General features: G+C 61.1%; 12 protein-coding genes and 2 tRNA genes. 10 read left to right on the top strand and 4 right to left on the bottom strand.

Features of this window, described 5'->3' with window-relative positions:
* Positions 1 to 12: 12 nt before the first annotated feature.
* The 10 genes from FPT15_RS09015 to FPT15_RS09060 all read left to right on the top strand — a co-directional run bounded on the left by FPT15_RS09015 (position 13) and on the right by FPT15_RS09060 (position 13,034).
* Positions 13 to 1,434 carry an N-acetylmuramoyl-L-alanine amidase gene (locus FPT15_RS09015; protein ID WP_106577622.1) on the top strand — a complete coding sequence of 474 codons (1,422 nt, stop codon included), beginning with the start codon at positions 13 to 15 and terminating at the stop codon, positions 1,432 to 1,434.
* Complete coding sequence (gene mutL, locus FPT15_RS09020; protein WP_145160159.1) at positions 1,434 to 3,347, top strand: DNA mismatch repair endonuclease MutL; 1,914 nt, start codon at positions 1,434 to 1,436, stop codon at positions 3,345 to 3,347. The genes FPT15_RS09015 and mutL overlap by 1 nt, the downstream gene beginning before the upstream one ends.
* On the top strand, positions 3,347 to 4,318 hold the full coding sequence (gene miaA / locus FPT15_RS09025) for a tRNA (adenosine(37)-N6)-dimethylallyltransferase MiaA (RefSeq protein ID WP_145160161.1): 972 nt from the start codon (positions 3,347 to 3,349) through the stop codon (positions 4,316 to 4,318). The genes mutL and miaA overlap by 1 nt, the downstream gene beginning before the upstream one ends.
* Positions 4,319 to 4,411: 93 nt before the next feature.
* Positions 4,412 to 4,672 carry an RNA chaperone Hfq gene (gene hfq, locus FPT15_RS09030; protein ID WP_083355553.1) on the top strand — a complete coding sequence of 87 codons (261 nt, stop codon included), beginning with the start codon at positions 4,412 to 4,414 and terminating at the stop codon, positions 4,670 to 4,672.
* Positions 4,673 to 4,684: 12 nt separating this feature from the next.
* Positions 4,685 to 5,986, top strand: a complete 1,302-nt coding sequence (gene hflX / locus FPT15_RS09035) for a ribosome rescue GTPase HflX (RefSeq protein ID WP_106577625.1) — start codon at positions 4,685 to 4,687, stop codon at positions 5,984 to 5,986.
* Positions 5,987 to 6,082: 96 nt separating this feature from the next.
* Positions 6,083 to 7,258, top strand: coding sequence for an FtsH protease activity modulator HflK (gene hflK / locus FPT15_RS09040; protein ID WP_106577626.1), 1,176 nt, complete (start codon positions 6,083 to 6,085; stop codon positions 7,256 to 7,258).
* On the top strand, positions 7,258 to 8,124 hold the full coding sequence (gene hflC, locus FPT15_RS09045; RefSeq protein ID WP_017138460.1) for a protease modulator HflC: 867 nt from the start codon (positions 7,258 to 7,260) through the stop codon (positions 8,122 to 8,124). Before hflK ends, hflC begins: the two co-directional genes overlap by 1 nt.
* 304 nt (positions 8,125 to 8,428) lie before the next feature.
* Positions 8,429 to 9,616 carry an ATP phosphoribosyltransferase regulatory subunit gene (locus FPT15_RS09050; RefSeq protein WP_145160163.1) on the top strand — a complete coding sequence of 396 codons (1,188 nt, stop codon included), beginning with the start codon at positions 8,429 to 8,431 and terminating at the stop codon, positions 9,614 to 9,616.
* 54 nt (positions 9,617 to 9,670) lie between these two features.
* Positions 9,671 to 10,960, top strand: coding sequence for an adenylosuccinate synthase (locus FPT15_RS09055; protein WP_145160165.1), 1,290 nt, complete (start codon positions 9,671 to 9,673; stop codon positions 10,958 to 10,960).
* Between the two features lie 139 nt (positions 10,961 to 11,099).
* On the top strand, positions 11,100 to 13,034 hold the full coding sequence (locus FPT15_RS09060; RefSeq protein WP_145160167.1) for a methyl-accepting chemotaxis protein: 1,935 nt from the start codon (positions 11,100 to 11,102) through the stop codon (positions 13,032 to 13,034).
* A 90-nt stretch (positions 13,035 to 13,124) separates the two neighbouring features.
* Here the strand turns inward: FPT15_RS09060 and FPT15_RS09065 are convergent, their stop codons facing one another.
* The 4 genes from FPT15_RS09065 to FPT15_RS09080 all read right to left on the bottom strand — a co-directional run bounded on the left by FPT15_RS09065 (position 13,125) and on the right by FPT15_RS09080 (position 16,209).
* Entirely contained in the window at positions 13,125 to 14,690 is a 1,566-nt protein-coding gene (locus tag FPT15_RS09065; RefSeq protein WP_145160169.1) for an iron ABC transporter permease, read from the bottom strand.
* A complete protein-coding gene (locus FPT15_RS09070) occupies positions 14,690 to 15,715 on the bottom strand; it encodes an iron ABC transporter substrate-binding protein (protein WP_119737913.1) in 1,026 nt (341 codons plus the stop codon). Before FPT15_RS09070 ends, FPT15_RS09065 begins: the two co-directional genes overlap by 1 nt.
* 145 nt (positions 15,716 to 15,860) lie before the next feature.
* Positions 15,861 to 15,947, bottom strand: a tRNA-Leu gene (locus FPT15_RS09075).
* Between the two features lie 175 nt (positions 15,948 to 16,122).
* Positions 16,123 to 16,209, bottom strand: a tRNA-Leu gene (locus tag FPT15_RS09080).
* Between the last annotated feature and the right edge of the window lie 70 nt (positions 16,210 to 16,279).

The following is a 16,279-nucleotide window of genomic DNA, read 5'->3' on the forward strand; positions in this document are numbered from 1 at the left end:
GTGGGGTTAGGTATGCGCTTTCGCGCGATGGTTGCTGTCGTAGGGGTGTTGCTTGCGGCAATGACTTTCAATGCTCTGGCTGCTTCACAGGTGAAAAGTGTTCGCCTGTGGCGAGCGCCGGATAACACGCGACTGGTGTTTGACCTGTCTGGCCCGGTCCAGCACAGCGTCTTTACCCTCACGGCGCCTGATCGCCTGGTGATCGACATCAACGGTGCGACCCTGGCCGCGCCGTTGAAAGTCTCCACCGCCAACACGCCGATTACCTCGATGCGCTCGGCGCAGCGCACGCCGACCGACCTGCGAGTGGTGATCGACCTGAAAAAGGCGGTGACCCCGAAAAGCTTTGTGCTGGCGCCGAACGCCCAATACGGCAACCGCTTGGTGGTCGATCTGTTCGACAATGCCGCCGATGCCGCGCCGCCGCCTGCGCCGACGCCAAGTGTGGCGACTGTGCCGGCCGTGCCGGTCAATCCATCGCAGCCTCAGGTCAAGCTGCCACCGCCGCCGCCCGCGCCTGCGGGTAAGCGCGACATTATTGTGGTGATCGACGCCGGTCACGGCGGTGAAGACCCGGGCGCCTCCGGCTCGCGCGGCCAGCATGAAAAAGACGTGGTGCTGGCCATCGCCCGTGAACTGCAACGTCAGGTCAGTGGCATGAAAGGCTATCGCGCCGAGCTGACCCGTACCGGCGACTACTTCATTCCTTTGCGTGGCCGTACCGAAATCGCTCGCAAGAAGGGCGCCGATCTGTTCGTGTCGATCCACGCCGACGCCGCGCCATCGGCCGCTGCCTTCGGCGCTTCGGTGTTTGCCCTGTCGGATCGCGGCGCCACGTCCGAGACCGCGCGTTGGCTGGCGGACAGCGAAAACCGTTCCGACTTGATCGGCGGGGCCGGCAACGTGTCCCTCGACGACAAAGACAAAATGCTCGCCGGCGTACTGCTCGACCTGTCGATGACCGCCTCGCTGACCTCCAGCTTGAACGTCGGCCAGAAGGTCCTGAGCAACATCGGTCGCGTGACCTCGCTGCACAAACAGCGCGTGGAGCAAGCCGGGTTCATGGTGTTGAAGTCGCCGGACATTCCGTCGATCCTGGTCGAAACCGGGTTTATCTCCAACTCCAACGAAGCCTCGAAGCTGGCCAGCGCCAGCCACCAGCAGGCTTTGGCGCGCTCGATCAGCGCCGGCATTCGCCAGTTCTTCCAGCAGAACCCGCCGCCGGGCACCTACATTGCCTGGCTGCGTGACTCCGGGAAAATCGCCCAGGGCCCACGTGACCATCGCGTGCAGCCTGGCGACACCCTGGCGATGCTGGCCGTGCGTTTTCAGGTGTCGGCCGCTACCTTGCGCAGCGCCAATAACCTGAAGACCGACGAGTTGAAAGTCGGCCAGGTGTTAACCATCCCTGGCACCGAATTGGCGGCGCAGTAATGAGCGAATCAGTCTTGAACAGTGGCTCGCGCATCGAGCTGCTCAGCCCGCGCCTGGCCAACCAGATTGCCGCGGGCGAGGTGGTTGAGCGCCCGGCGTCAGTGATCAAGGAGCTGCTGGAAAACAGCATCGACTCCGGCGCCAAGCGCATTGATGTCGACGTGGAACAGGGCGGCGTCAAGCTGCTGCGCGTGCGCGATGACGGCAGTGGCATCTCTTCCGAAGACCTGCCGCTGGCCCTGGCGCGTCACGCCACCAGCAAGATTCGCGACCTGGAAGACCTTGAACGGGTGATGAGCCTGGGTTTTCGCGGTGAGGCGCTGGCGTCTATCAGCTCGGTGGCGCGCCTGACCCTGACTTCGCGCACCCGCAGCGCCGAGCAGGCCTGGCAAGTGGAAACCGAAGGCCGCGACATGGCGCCCAGGGTCCAGCCGGCGGCGCACCCGGTGGGCACTTCGGTGGAAGTGCGCGACCTGTTCTTCAATACCCCGGCGCGGCGCAAATTCCTCAAGGCCGAAAAAACCGAATTCGATCACCTGCAAGAAGTCATCAAGCGCCTGGCCTTGGCGCGTTTCGACGTGGCGTTTCACTTGCGCCATAACGGCAAGACCATCCTCAGCCTGCACGAAGCCCATGACGACGCGGCGCGCGCTCGGCGTGTGTCGGCAATCTGCGGCGCGGGTTTCCTGGAGCAGGCGCTGCCGATCGAGATCGAACGCAATGGCTTGCGGCTGTGGGGCTGGGTGGGTTTGCCAACCTTTTCCCGTAGTCAGGCGGACTTGCAGTATTTTTTCGTGAATGGCCGCGCGGTGCGCGACAAGCTGGTGGCTCACGCGGTGCGTCAGGCCTACCGCGACGTGCTGTTCAACGGGCGGCATCCTACGTTTGTTCTGTTTTTTGAGGTCGATCCGTCGGTGGTCGACGTCAACGTGCACCCGACCAAACACGAAGTGCGCTTCCGTGACGGGCGCATGGTGCATGACTTCCTTTATGGCACCTTGCACCGCGCCCTGGGCGATGTGCGCCCGGATGATCAGCTGTCTGCGCCGATCGTGACGGCCGTTGTGCGGCCGAGCGGCCCGGAAGCCGGCGAGTTCGGCCCCCAGGGCGAAATGAGCCTGGCGGCCAACCTGCTGCAATCGCCACAGCCTCAGCCTGCTTACACGGCGCCGGGTTCCGGGTCGGGCGCGGGTTATCAGTATCAATACACGCCGCGTCCGCAGTCGGCAGTGCCGGTGGCAGAAGCCCAGGCGGCCTATCGCGAGTTTTTCGCGCCGCTGCCGGGGGCCGAGCCCACTGCTGTCGCGTTGCCAGAAGGTGGCGGTGATATCCCGCCGCTGGGCTATGCGCTGGCGCAACTCAAGGGCATCTACATTCTGGCGGAAAACGCCCACGGCCTGGTGCTGGTGGACATGCACGCCGCCCATGAGCGGATCATGTACGAGCGCTTGAAGATCGCCATGGCCAGCGAAGGCCTCAGCGGCCAGCCATTGCTGGTGCCCGAATCCCTGGCCGTCAGCCAGCGTGAAGCCGATTGCGCTGAGGAGCACCACAGCGTGTTCCAGAAACTGGGGTTCGAGTTGCAGCGCCTGGGCCCGGAAACCCTGGCGATCCGCCAGATTCCTGCACTGCTCAAGCAAGCTGAAGCTAACCGTCTGGTCGCCGACGTACTCGCGGACCTGATGGAATACGGCACCAGTGACCGCATCCAGGCACACATCAACGAACTGCTCGGCACCATGGCCTGCCACGGCGCGATCCGCGCCAACCGCCGGCTGGCCTTGCCAGAAATGAACGGTTTGCTGCGCGACATGGAAAACACCGAGCGCAGCGGCCAATGCAACCACGGCCGACCGACCTGGACCCAGATGGGCCTGGACGATCTGGACAAACTGTTCTTGCGCGGCCGTTGATGAGCGCCTTGCCCCCCGCAATCTTCCTGATGGGCCCCACGGCTGCCGGCAAGACTGACCTGGCCATCGAGCTGACCAAGGTGTTGCCGTGCGAGCTGATCAGTGTCGACTCTGCCCTGGTTTACCGGGACATGGACATCGGCACGGCCAAGCCTTCAAAAGCGCTGCTGGCCGAGTATCCGCATAAGCTGATCGACATTATCGACCCGGCCGAAAGCTATTCTGCGGCAGATTTCCGCACCGATGCCTTGGCCGCCATGGCCGAAATCACCGCGCGGGGCAATATTCCGCTGCTGGTGGGCGGCACGATGCTCTACTACAAGGCGTTGCAGGAAGGTCTGGCGGATATGCCGCCGGCCGACGCGCAGGTTCGCGCCGAACTCGAGGAAGAGGCTGCACGCCTTGGCTGGCAAGCCCTGCACGACCAATTGGCGGCGGTTGACCCGGTGTCGGCGGCGCGCATTCATCCCAATGACCCGCAGCGACTCACTCGCGCCCTGGAAGTCTGGCGGGTCAGCGGCCAGACAATGACTGAACATCGGCTGAAACAAACTGCGCAAAGTGCTGACGCAGGCGCGTCTGGACAGGCAGTATTACCCTATACTGTGGCGAATCTGGCCATTGCTCCGGCAAATCGTCAGGTGCTGCATGAACGAATTGCACAAAGATTCACAATTATGTTGGAACAGGGGTTTGTGGATGAGGTCGTAGCACTGCGTTCCCGAGGTGACCTGCATGCTGGGTTGCCGTCGATACGTGCTGTTGGCTACCGCCAAGTCTGGGATCATCTGGATGGCAAGCTGACGTCAGCCGAAATGCAGGAGCGCGGCATCATTGCCACGCGCCAATTGGCGAAACGCCAGTTCACCTGGTTGCGCAGCTGGAGCGATTTGCACTGGCTGGACAGCCTGGACAGCGACAATCTGTCACGCGCCTTGAAATACTTGGGAACGGTCTCCATATTGAGCTGAGTCCTTGCAATTGCCGTCTATCCTTGGGGGTGTGACGGCCATAAGCTATCTATTTTCCGAATTTTATTATTGATCCTTAAAGGAGTGCGGCACATGTCAAAAGGGCATTCGCTACAAGACCCTTACTTGAATACTTTACGTAAAGAGAAAGTGGGGGTTTCCATCTACCTGGTCAACGGGATCAAGCTGCAAGGCACGATCGAGTCGTTCGACCAGTTCGTGATCCTGCTGAAAAACACCGTCAGCCAGATGGTTTACAAGCACGCTATCTCGACAGTCGTTCCCGTTCGTCCTATCCGTCTGCCTAGCGCAACTGATACCGAACAGGGTGACGCTGAGCCAGGTAACGCCTGATAGGAGTCTCCTTTGTTCTTTGAGCGCCACGGTGGTGGTGAGCGAGTAATCCTCGTTCACTTGGATGGACAGGACCCTGAGGCGCGCGAAGATCCGCAGGAGTTTCAGGAGTTGGCAAATTCGGCCGGCGCCGAGACCGTTGCGTTTTTTAACGTACCGCGTCATCGGCCAACCGCCAAATTCCTGATCGGCAGCGGCAAGGTCGAGGAACTGCGCGACCTGGTCCATGCTGAAGAAGCCGATCTGGTGATCTTCAATCACACCCTCACGCCTAGTCAGGAACGTAACCTCGAACGTGTTTTCGAGTGTCGCGTGATCGACCGTACAGGTCTGATTCTCGATATTTTCGCCCAACGCGCCCGTACCCATGAAGGCAAGCTCCAGGTCGAACTGGCCCAGCTTGACCACATGAGCACCCGGCTGGTTCGCGGCTGGACTCACCTTGAGCGTCAGGGTGGCGGTATCGGCATGCGCGGTCCGGGTGAAACCCAGCTGGAAACCGACCGCCGTCTGCTGCGGGTTCGCCTGCGTCAGATCAAGGGTCGCCTGGAAAAAGTGCGCAGCCAGCGTGAGCAATCGCGTCGCGGCCGCATGCGGGCGGATATCCCTACCGTTTCCCTGGTGGGCTATACCAACGCCGGCAAATCCACCCTGTTCAATAACGTGACGAAATCGGACGTGTACGCGGCCGACCAACTGTTCGCCACCCTCGACCCGACCTTGCGCCGTCTGGAACTGGACGACCTGGGGCCGATTGTCCTGGCCGACACCGTGGGTTTCATTCGTCACTTGCCTCACAAGCTGGTCGAGGCGTTTCGGTCTACGCTCGAAGAGTCGAGCAATTCCGACCTGCTGTTGCACGTGATCGATGCGGCCGAACCGGATCGCATGTTGCAAATCGAGCAGGTGATGGTGGTGCTGGGCGAGATTGGTGCACAGGACTTGCCGATCCTCGAGGTCTATAACAAACTCGATTTGCTTGAAGGCGTTGAGCCACAAATTCAGCGTGATGAAGACGGCAAGCCCCAGCGGGTCTGGCTGTCGGCGCGCGATGGCAGTGGTTTGGAATTGCTTGAACAAGCCATTGCCGAGTTGCTGGGCAGCGATTTGTTTGTCGGCACCTTGCGCTTGCCTCAGCGTTTTGCTCGACTGCGTGCACAGTTTTTCGAGCTGGGCGCCGTACAGAAAGAAGAATACGACGAAGAAGGTGTCAGCTTGCTGGCCGTTCGATTGCCGCGCTCGGAGCTGAATCGGCTGGTCAGCCGTGAAGGTGTGGTGCCGACGGAGTTCATCGAACAACACACTTTGCAATAAAAGCCTCCGAAAGCGGTTGTGCCGCAGTAGCAGGCATTCTGTAGCATTGGTCGGCGCGCCGTGGGTGCGTCTTTGCTTTATCAGATGGAGAGCGCTATGGCTTGGAATGAGCCGGGTGGCAACTCGAATAATCAGGATCCTTGGGGTGGTAAGCGCCGCAATAATGGTGACCGCAAGGGGCCACCGGATCTCGACGAGGCCTTCCGAAAGCTGCAGGAAAGCCTGAATGGGTTGTTCGGTGGTGGGAAAAAACGTGGTGGTGACGACGGCGGTCGCACAAGCAAGGGCGGTGGCTATGGCCTGCTGGGCCTGGGTCTTGTCGTGCTCGCAGCCGTGTGGCTGTACAGCGCGGTTTACGTCGTGGACGAGCAGGAGCAGGCCGTGGTGCTGCGCTTCGGCAAGTACTACGAGACTGTCGGCCCGGGCCTGAATATCTACTTCCCCCCGATCGACAAGAAGTACATGGAAAACGTCACGCGTGAGCGTGCCTATACCAAGCAGGGCCAGATGCTGACCGAAGACGAGAACATCGTCGAAGTGCCGCTGACCGTGCAGTACAAGATCAGTAACCTGCAGGACTTCGTGCTGAACGTTGATCAGCCGGAAATCAGCCTGCAACACGCAACCGAAAGTGCACTGCGTCACGTGGTCGGTTCCACCGCCATGGACCAGGTGCTGACCGAAGGTCGTGAATTGATGGCCAGCGAGATCAAGGAGCGCCTGCAACGGTTCCTCGACACTTATCGCACCGGTATCACCGTTACCCAGGTGAACGTACAGAGCGCAGCTGCACCGCGCGAAGTGCAGGAAGCCTTTGACGACGTGATCCGCGCCCGTGAAGACGAGCAGCGTTCGCGCAACCAGGCAGAGACCTATGCCAACGGCGTCGTGCCGGAAGCGCGCGGTCAGGCCCAGCGTATCCTCGAGGATGCCAATGGTTACCGCGACGAAGTGGTTTCCCGCGCCAAGGGTGAGGCGGATCGCTTCACCAAGCTGGTCGCCGAGTACCGCAAGGCTCCGGAAGTCACGCGTGAGCGTCTGTACCTGGACACCATGCAGGAAGTCTTCAGCAATACCAGCAAGGTTCTCGTGACCGGCAGCAAAGGTGGGCAGAACAACCTGCTGTACCTGCCGCTGGACAAGATGATCGAAGGTGGTCGTAGCAGCACCAGCGCACCGGCTACCGGTTCGACCGCTGCTGCCAATGAAGCGAGCGCCCGTGCGGCCGCTGACTTGCTGCAACAGCAAACACGTACCAGGGAGAGTCGTTGATGAGCAATAAATCGCTGACCGCCCTGATTGTGGGCGTCGTCGTGGTCATCGCTGCCTGGAACTGCTTCTACATCGTGTCTCAGACCGAGCGCGCGGTGTTGCTGCAATTCGGTCGTGTGGTCCAGGCGGATGTCCAGCCGGGCCTGCATGTGAAAGTCCCCTACGTGAACCAGGTGCGCAAGTTCGACGGCCGCCTGATGACCCTGGATGCACCGACACAGCGCTTCCTGACCCTGGAAAAGAAAGCCGTGATGGTTGACGCCTACGCCAAGTGGCGCGTCAAGGATGCCGAGCGTTTCTACACCGCGACATCCGGCCTCAAGCAGATTGCCGACGAGCGTTTGTCGCGCCGTCTGGAATCGGGCCTGCGTGACCAGTTCGGTAAACGCACCCTGCACGAGGTGGTGTCCGGTGAGCGTGATGCGCTGATGGCTGACATCACGCGTTCGCTGAACACCATGGCTGAAAAAGAGCTGGGCATCGAGGTTGTTGATGTCCGGGTCAAGGCGATCGACCTGCCCAAGGAAGTGAACCGCAGCGTGTTCGAGCGTATGAGCACCGAGCGTGAGCGTGAAGCCCGTGAGCACCGCGCCAAAGGTAACGAGTTGGCCGAAGGTATCCGTGCGGATGCCGACCGTCAGCGCCGTGTACTGCTGGCAGAAGCCTATCGCGAGTCTGAAGAGGCCCGTGGTGATGGCGATGCTCAAGCTGCGGCGATCTACGCCAAGGCTTACGGTCAGGATCAGGAGTTCTACGCGTTCTACCGTAGCCTGCGCGCTTACCGTGAAAGCTTCGCGAACAAAACCGACGTCATGGTGCTGGACCCAAGCAGCGACTTCTTCCGCTACCTGGAAAAGTCCAAGTAACCAGCCGGTGATTCTGTAGGACACACTCCGTCGGGCGGCTAAAATGCCTGGCGGGGTGATCCTTTCAGAAAACGGGTGTATGATGCGGCAGCCGGGAAATTCCCGGCTTTTTTGCGTCTGCATGTTTGATTGTTGTGGTGCGTTGCAGACGCCACAGGTTTTTCGAGGAAAGTGCCCGACGAGGCCGCTAGCAGGCCATTCGTCACGTCGTTCTTGCGCGTTGTTTATGCAGGGGCCGGGCATTTTCTGCTTCACTCAGGGCTCGGCCGAGGGCTGGCCGCCCGGATCATAGGGGAATGGCGTAATGGCAACGGTAGACCGCTGGCTGCTGCCAGATGGCATCGAAGAAGTACTGCCACCAGAAGCTGCGCGCATTGAAGTAGCGCGTCGCCAGGTGTTGGATCTGTTCCAGAGCTGGGGTTACGAGTTTGTCGTGACCCCCCATATCGAGTACCTGGAATCCCTGCTGACCGGCGCGGGCCAGGACCTGGATCTGCGCACCTTCAAGGTCATCGACCCGCAATCGGGTCGGCAAATGGGCTTTCGCGCCGACATCACGCCGCAAGTGGCGCGGATCGATGCGCACACCCTGCGCCGCGAAGGTCCCAGCCGTCTTTGCTATGCCGGCAGCGTGCTGCATGCGCAACCGCGTGCCTTGTCGTCTTCGCGTAGCCCGATTCAATTGGGCGCCGAGTTGTACGGTGATGCCAGCCCGAGCAGCGACGTTGAAGTGATCAGCTTGATGCTGGCCATGCTGCAACTGGCTGACGTGCCGGATGTGCACATGGATCTGGGCCACGTCGGTATCTACCGTGGCCTGGCCCGCGCGGCCGGTTTGTCCGGTGAAGTGGAGCAGCAGTTGTTCGATGCCCTGCAACGCAAGGCTATCGATGAAGTGATCGCCCTTACCGAGGGTGTACCTGCTGACCTCGCCGGCATGCTGCGTGCGCTGGTTGACCTGTGCGGTGGCCGTGAAGTGCTGGTGGCTGCGCGCGAGCGCCTGGCCAATGCGCCGGCGCCCGTATTGGCGGCGCTCGATGACGTGCTGGCGATTGCCGAGCGTTTGTCGGCGCGCTTCCCGCAACTGCCGCTGTATTTTGACCTGGGCGAATTGCGCGGCTACCACTACCACACCGGTGTGGTGTTCGCCGTGTTTGTACCGGGTGTTGGCCAGGCCATCGCCCAAGGCGGTCGTTATGACGATATCGGCGCCGACTTCGGTCGCGCCCGTCCGGCAACCGGCTTTTCCACCGATTTGAAAACCCTGGTGACCCTGGGGCGTGCTGAGGTCGAGCTGCCGTCTGGTGGCGTCTGGATGCCCGACAGCACGGACGCAGCACTCTGGCAGCAGGTTTGCCAGTTGCGCAGTGAGGGTCAGCGTGTCGTCCAGGCTTTGCCTGGGCAGCCATTGGCCGCCGCCCGTGAAGCGGACTGCGACCGGCAATTGATTCTGCAGAACGGGCTTTGGCAAGTATCGCCACTGGCTTCTTGAGTTTTCCTGCCGGCCATCGCCGGCACCAAGTTTGCGCGAATGAGGACAAGTGTTATGGGTAAGAATGTCGTAGTCCTGGGCACCCAATGGGGTGATGAGGGCAAAGGCAAGATCGTTGATCTGCTGACCGAACATGCTGCCGCCGTAGTGCGCTACCAAGGTGGCCACAACGCTGGCCACACCCTGGTCATCGATGGCGAAAAAACCGTCTTGCACCTGATCCCGTCGGGCGTATTGCGCGAAGGCGTACAGTGCCTGATCGGCAACGGCGTGGTGGTTGCACCTGACGCCCTACTGCGCGAGATCACCAAGCTGGAAGAAAAGGGTGTGCCGGTGCGCGAGCGCCTGCGTATCAGCCCGTCCTGCCCGCTGATCCTGTCCTTCCACGTTGCGCTGGACCAGGCCCGTGAAAAGGCCCGTGGCGAGCTGAAGATCGGTACTACCGGTCGCGGCATCGGCCCGGCCTACGAAGACAAGGTTGCACGTCGTGGCCTGCGTGTGGGCGACCTGCTCAATATGCCGCGCTTTGAAGACAAGCTGCGTGAACTGGTGGATTACCACAACTTCATGCTCGTTGGTTATTACAAAGAGCCGGCCATTGAATTCGAAAAGACCCTGGCCGAGTGCAAAGAGTACGCCGAGCTGCTTAAGCCGCTGATGCTCGACGTGACGGCTGAGCTGCACGACCTGCGTCGCGCCGGCAAAGACATCATGTTCGAAGGCGCCCAGGGCTCGTTGCTCGACATCGACCACGGCACCTACCCGTACGTGACCAGCTCCAACACCACCGCTGGCGGCGTTGCTACCGGTTCGGGTGTCGGCCCGATGTTCCTGGACTACATCCTGGGCATCACCAAGGCTTACACCACGCGCGTAGGTTCGGGCCCGTTCCCGACTGAGCTGTTCGACGAAGTCGGCGCGCACCTGGCCAAGCAAGGTCATGAGTTCGGCGCCACCACCGGCCGTGCTCGTCGTTGCGGCTGGTTCGACGCGGTTATCCTGCGTCGCGCTATTGATGTGAACAGCATCTCGGGCATCTGCCTGACCAAGCTGGACGTACTCGACGGTCTGGAAACCATCAACATCTGCGTCGGTTACAAAGACGCAGACGGTAAGGACGTTGCGCCGACCGACGCTGACAGCTACGTGGGCCTGCAGCCTGTGTACGAAGAAGTGCCGGGCTGGACCGAGTCCACCGTGGGTGCCAAAACCCTGGAAGAGCTGCCAGCCAACGCTCGTGCTTACATCAAGCGCGTTGAAGAGCTGATCGGTGCGCCAATCGACATTATTTCGACGGGCCCGGACCGCAACGAGACCATCGTTCTGCGCCACCCGTTCGCTTAATAAGCTGTTGATGTAAAAAGCAAAGGGCTCCTTCGGGAGCCCTTTTTCGTATCCGGCTGGCAAACGGCACGACCCTTGCTATGGTTCTTTCTTTCGCGGTGCTATCAAATTAATGGCACCCGTGGTGGAGGGATTTCCAGTGTCTGCCGTTCTCTCATTGTTACAAAGCCGGCTGTTGCGGCCGGTGTTCGTTACCCTTGGTATCGCTCTTTTGGTGCAAGTGCTGGTCGCCGTCGCTCTGACGCGGAGCACGGTCGGTGCATTGGAAGCTGATCTGGGCAACCGCCTGGGTATCGACAGCCAGAAACTGTCCGGCGAGCTGGCGCAAGCCGGCAAGGAAGTCACCTCCAGTCTGGACAGTTTGTCTTCGAGCACGCGCCAGCGTCTGACGGCGGGGCTTTCCACGCGCTTGCAGGATGAGCAGAAGCAACTGCGTGCGACCCTGGAAAAAGACCTGCAAGACTCGGCCAGCGACATGGCACAACTGCTGGCCTCGGTGGCGCCACGCGCCATGTGGGACAGCGACGTGCCGACACTGTCGGAGTTCGCCCGGCGTGCCCAGCGCAATCCCAACGTGTTGTTCGTCGTCTACGACGATGCAGCCGGCGAGCATCTGACCCGTTATCTGAACCGCGACAACCCGATCAACCAGGCATTGCTGGCCAAAGGTCAGGGCGACCGTGCGCTGGATAAAGTCCTGGATGCGGCGAAAAATGATCCCGCCGTGTTCTACGTCGAGGCGTCCATCAGCCCCAACGGCGTAGAGATTGGCAAGGTGCGCATGGGCGTTTCGACCGCGGCGGTAGAAACCGACCTGGCGGCACTGGATAAGCGTTTTGCCGCACTGATTGCCAGCAGTGATCAATTGGTGGGCGACAGCCTCAAGGGGGCTGCCGCAGACAGCGCGGCAGCCATGGGCGCGCGCCTGCAATCGGCGCAAGCCACCGCGACACAGATGACCGCCAACACCACCAGCGCCGTGCAGGAGGCCGCGGGCACCTTGCGCTGGCGCATCGGCATGGGGCTGGCGATGGTTGGGTTCGGCGTATTGCTGCTGATCGCTGTCGTGCTGGGGCGCCGTGTGGTCAATCGTCTGAAGCTGCTGATTGCGGCCATGGATGATCTGGCGGCGGGCGAGGGCGACCTCACCAAGCGCGTGCAAATCAGCAGCAAGGACGAGATCGGCGACATGGCCTCGGCGGTCAATCGCTTTGTGGATAAGTTGCAGCCCATCGTGCGCGAGGCCGGCGATGTGGCCCAGCGCACCGGCGTGGAAATCGGCGCGATGACGTTACGCAATGCCGGCGCTGATGCGGCGGCGGGCCTGCAGCGTGATGAGGTGGCCGAGAGCTTGCGCGCGCTGTCGCAAATGGCCGATGAGGCCCAGGCCGAAAGCCACGCGATGCAGGCGGCGTTGCAGCAGGTGGTGGATATTCGCCAGGCCACGGATGAAAACTCGCGGACGTCGGCGGAAGTTGGCAGCTTGATCGAGGCGTTGGCCGGGCAGGTGCAAGCCGGCTCCCAGGTCATTGAGCGGCTGGCTCAGCAAAGCGAGCAAATTGAAGTGGTGCTCACAGTGATTCATGGCATTGCCGAGCAGACCAACCTGCTGGCGCTCAACGCGGCCATCGAAGCGGCGCGTGCCGGTGAGACCGGGCGTGGTTTTGCGGTCGTGGCCGATGAAGTGCGGGCGCTGGCGAGTAAAACCCAAAGCTCGACCGGTGATATCCAGGCGCACATCGTGGCGTTGCAGCAAGGCGCGCGCGAGGCGGTGGAAACTATCGGCAAGGCCGGGCGTCAGGCCAATGAAGGTTTGCTGGTGCTGCGCGACAGCGTGCGCTTGCAGCAAACGGTGCAGGCTTCAGTGGAGCAGGTGCACGCAGCAATTGGGTTGGCGACGCGCGCGGCTGAGCATCAGGCGCAGGGTGCGCATGCGGTGCGTGGGCGGGTCGAGGTGATTCATGCCCAGGCCGAGCGTGCTGCGCAGGCGGTGGTTGAGACTACCGCCAGTGGCAAGGTGCTGGATGGGTTGGCGGCGCAGTTGAAGGCGAGCCTGGGGCAGTTTCGGGCTTAGCGCCGCCTGTACCGGCGCTATCGCAGGCAAGCCAGCTCCCACATTGGAATGCACTCGAATGTGGGAGCTGGCTTGCCTGCGATAGCGGTCTCAGCGGCTCAGATACATCCGAGTCGTCAGCAGATACACCGGCAACCCCGACACCAGAATCAACAACGCCGCATAAGGCGCCGCCGCCGCGAACTCCACATTCGAGGTATGCGCCCACACGGCCGTCGCCAGCGTGTTCAGCCCCGTCGGACTGAGCAGCAACGTCGCCGTCAATTCCTTCATCGCATCCAGAAACACCAGCGCAAACGCCGCGCCCAATGCCGGGAAAATAATTGGCAAGGTCACCCGGCAAAATGCGCTGAACGACGAGGCGCCCAGCGTGCGCGCTGCCTCTTCCAGTTGCGGCGCCGCCTTGTTCAAGGCCGTACGGATCGGCGCCTGTGCCAGTGGCAAAAACAGCAGCGCATAGGCAATCAAAAGCAGCGCGGAAGTCTGGTACAGCACCGGCACGTAATGCAGGGCGAAATACACCAGCGTCAATGCGATCACCAAGCCGGGCAGGGCATGCAGCAGGTACGGCAGGCGCTCGGCCCAGATCGCCAGTTGGCCTTTGTAGCGCACCACCAGCAGCCCGACCGGTACGGCCAACACCAGGCAAAGCGCCGCGCCGCCCAGTGACAGTGCCAGCGACGACAGCAGTGCCTCACTGATCTCGGCCACGGGAAACGCTGCCGATGAGCCCACCGCCAGCCAATACCCAAGCATCCCCAGTGGAATGCCGCTGCCAATGATCGCCAGCGCCAGGCAATATACCTGACCCAAGGCGGCCCACTTGCCCAGCTTGACCTGTTCGGCATGCCGCGCGGCGCCCTGGCCGATGCGCACGTGCCGGCCCTTGCCGCGCACGCGCAGCTCCAGCCACAGCAGCGTCAGGCACATCACCAGCAACACCGCCGACAGCATCGCGGCGTTGGCATTGCTGAATTCGAGTTCAAATTGTTGGTAGATCGCGGTGGTAAAGGTTTGCAGGCCGATGATCGACAGCGCGCCGAACTCCACCAGCATATGCAAAGCAATCAACAGCGCCCCGGCCAGTAGCGAAGGCCACAGCAAGGGCAGTGTGATACGAAAAAAGACGCCCCAGCGATTCAGCCCCAAGGTGCGGGCCGACTCTTCCAGGGAAGGATCAAGATTGCGCAGCGTCGCCGCCACCGGCAGAAACACCAGCGGGTATTTGGACAGGGTCATCACCAGGATCGCCCCGCCCAGGCCTTCGAAGTTGGCGCTCAGTGACACCCAGGTAAAGCTGCTGACAAACGCCGGTACCGCAAACGGCAGGCACAGGATCACGCCCCATATGCGCCGCCCGGGCAAGTTGCTGCGCTCGAGCAGCCACGCCAGGGACAGGCCGATCACGCCGCAGGCGACCGTCACACCAATCATCAGCGCCAGGGTGTTGCGCAGCAGCCCGAATACATAGGGGCGCCACAAAAGGTGTATCGCCTCCGCCCAGCCCGCCTGCCATGCTTTGGTCCCGACATAGACCAGCGGCAGCAGGCTCAAGCCAACCAGAAACAGGACGGGGATTAGCAACCAGATCGACGGGCGCTTGCGTCGCGGGCTCAAACCCCCGCGCAAGGTAGGGGCGGATAGCGATGGGTTCATCAGTTCAAGCCAACGTCACGTTCCAGGTCCAGGGCTTCTTCGGCATTGCCAAGGTCCGCAGGGGTGACTTTCGGCGGTTGCAGCTCGCTGAACGGCTTGAGGCCACGGTTGGATTCCATGCCCTTGCGCAGCGGGTATTCGGCCGAGGTGTTGGTGATCACGCGCTGGCCTTCTTCGCTGGCCATGAAGGCGAGCAACTGTTGGGCTTCCTTGGGGTGCTTGCTGGATTTCAGCGCGGCAGCCGAAGACACGGTGATCAGACCGCCCGCGTCGCCATCGGTGAAGTAATGCAGCTGGGAATCCAGGTTGGTTTTTTCCTTCTTCAGGGCAAACCAGTAGTAGTTATTCACCAGCACGGTGGCGACTTCGCCGTTTTCCACAGCCTTGAGGGCGACCATGTTGTTGCTGTAGACCTTGCCGAACGCGCGCAAGCCGGTCAGCCATTCTTCAGCGGCTTCGCGGCCGTGCAGTTTGATGATCGCCACGGCTTGTTCCTGGAACGCGCCGCTGGTAGGGACGAAGCCGACTTTGCCTTGCCACTCGGGGCCGGCGAAATCCAGAACCGACTTGGGCAGGTCTTTTTCGGCGATCAGTTTGGGGTTGAACGCGACAACGCGGGTGCGTGCGGTGACGCCCATCCAGTCGCCGTTGCTGCCGACGTAATCCTTGGGCAATACGTCGAGGGTGCTGGCATCAATCTTGGCCAGCAGGCCTTGTTCGCCAAGCTTGTTCAGTGGCGGCGACTCTTCGGTGTAGATCACGTCGGCAGGGGAGCGGTCGCCTTCTTCCACGACCTGGCTGGCCAGCTGGTTGCTGCTGCCCTTGCGCACGTTGACGTGAATGCCGGTCTTGGCTTCGAAGGCCTTGGCGAGTTCATCGCCGACCTCCTTGTGTTGGCCGTTGTACAAGGTCAGTGCAACCTTGTCGGCAGAATAGGCAGCGGGCGAGAGCAGGGTCAGGCCGAGCAGAGTGATGGTCAGGCCACGCAGAAGGGATGTCTTGAGACGGGTATCGCGGATCATCATCCGGGGTTTTCCTCACTTGAGTGCAACAAATCCTTACAAGGATAAACGATAAAACTTCTCAAGTGCGGACAAGCGGGGAAATCGCCAGGCAGGTTTTCAAACCCCGGAAACGAAAAAACCCGCTTTCGCGGGTTTGATCTGAATTTGGTGCCCAGGAGAAGACTCGAACTTCCACGACCTTGCGATCACCAGCACCTGAAGCTGGCGTGTCTACCAATTTCACCACCTGGGCTTATCAACAACGCTTGCGCCGTTGATGGAGCGAACTATACGGAGGGCTTTTTGATCTGTAAACCCCTGATTCAAAAATATAAATCAAGATTCTCGTTAAAAATCAAAGGCCTGAAACGCAAAAACCCGCTTTCGCGGGTTTTTGGAGACTCGAGGCAGAACCTTGAGTTTGAAATTGGTGCCCAGGAGAAGACTCGAACTTCCACGACCTTGCGATCACCAGCACCTGAAGCTGGCGTGTCTACCAATTTCACCACCTGGGCCCTTGCGATCACCAGCACCTGAAGCTGGCGTGTCTACCAATTTCACCACCTGGGCAGCATCAACAACGTT

The sequence above is a fragment of the Pseudomonas sp. RGB genome, assembly GCF_007713445.1.
Lineage (GTDB): Bacteria > Pseudomonadota > Gammaproteobacteria > Pseudomonadales > Pseudomonadaceae > Aquipseudomonas.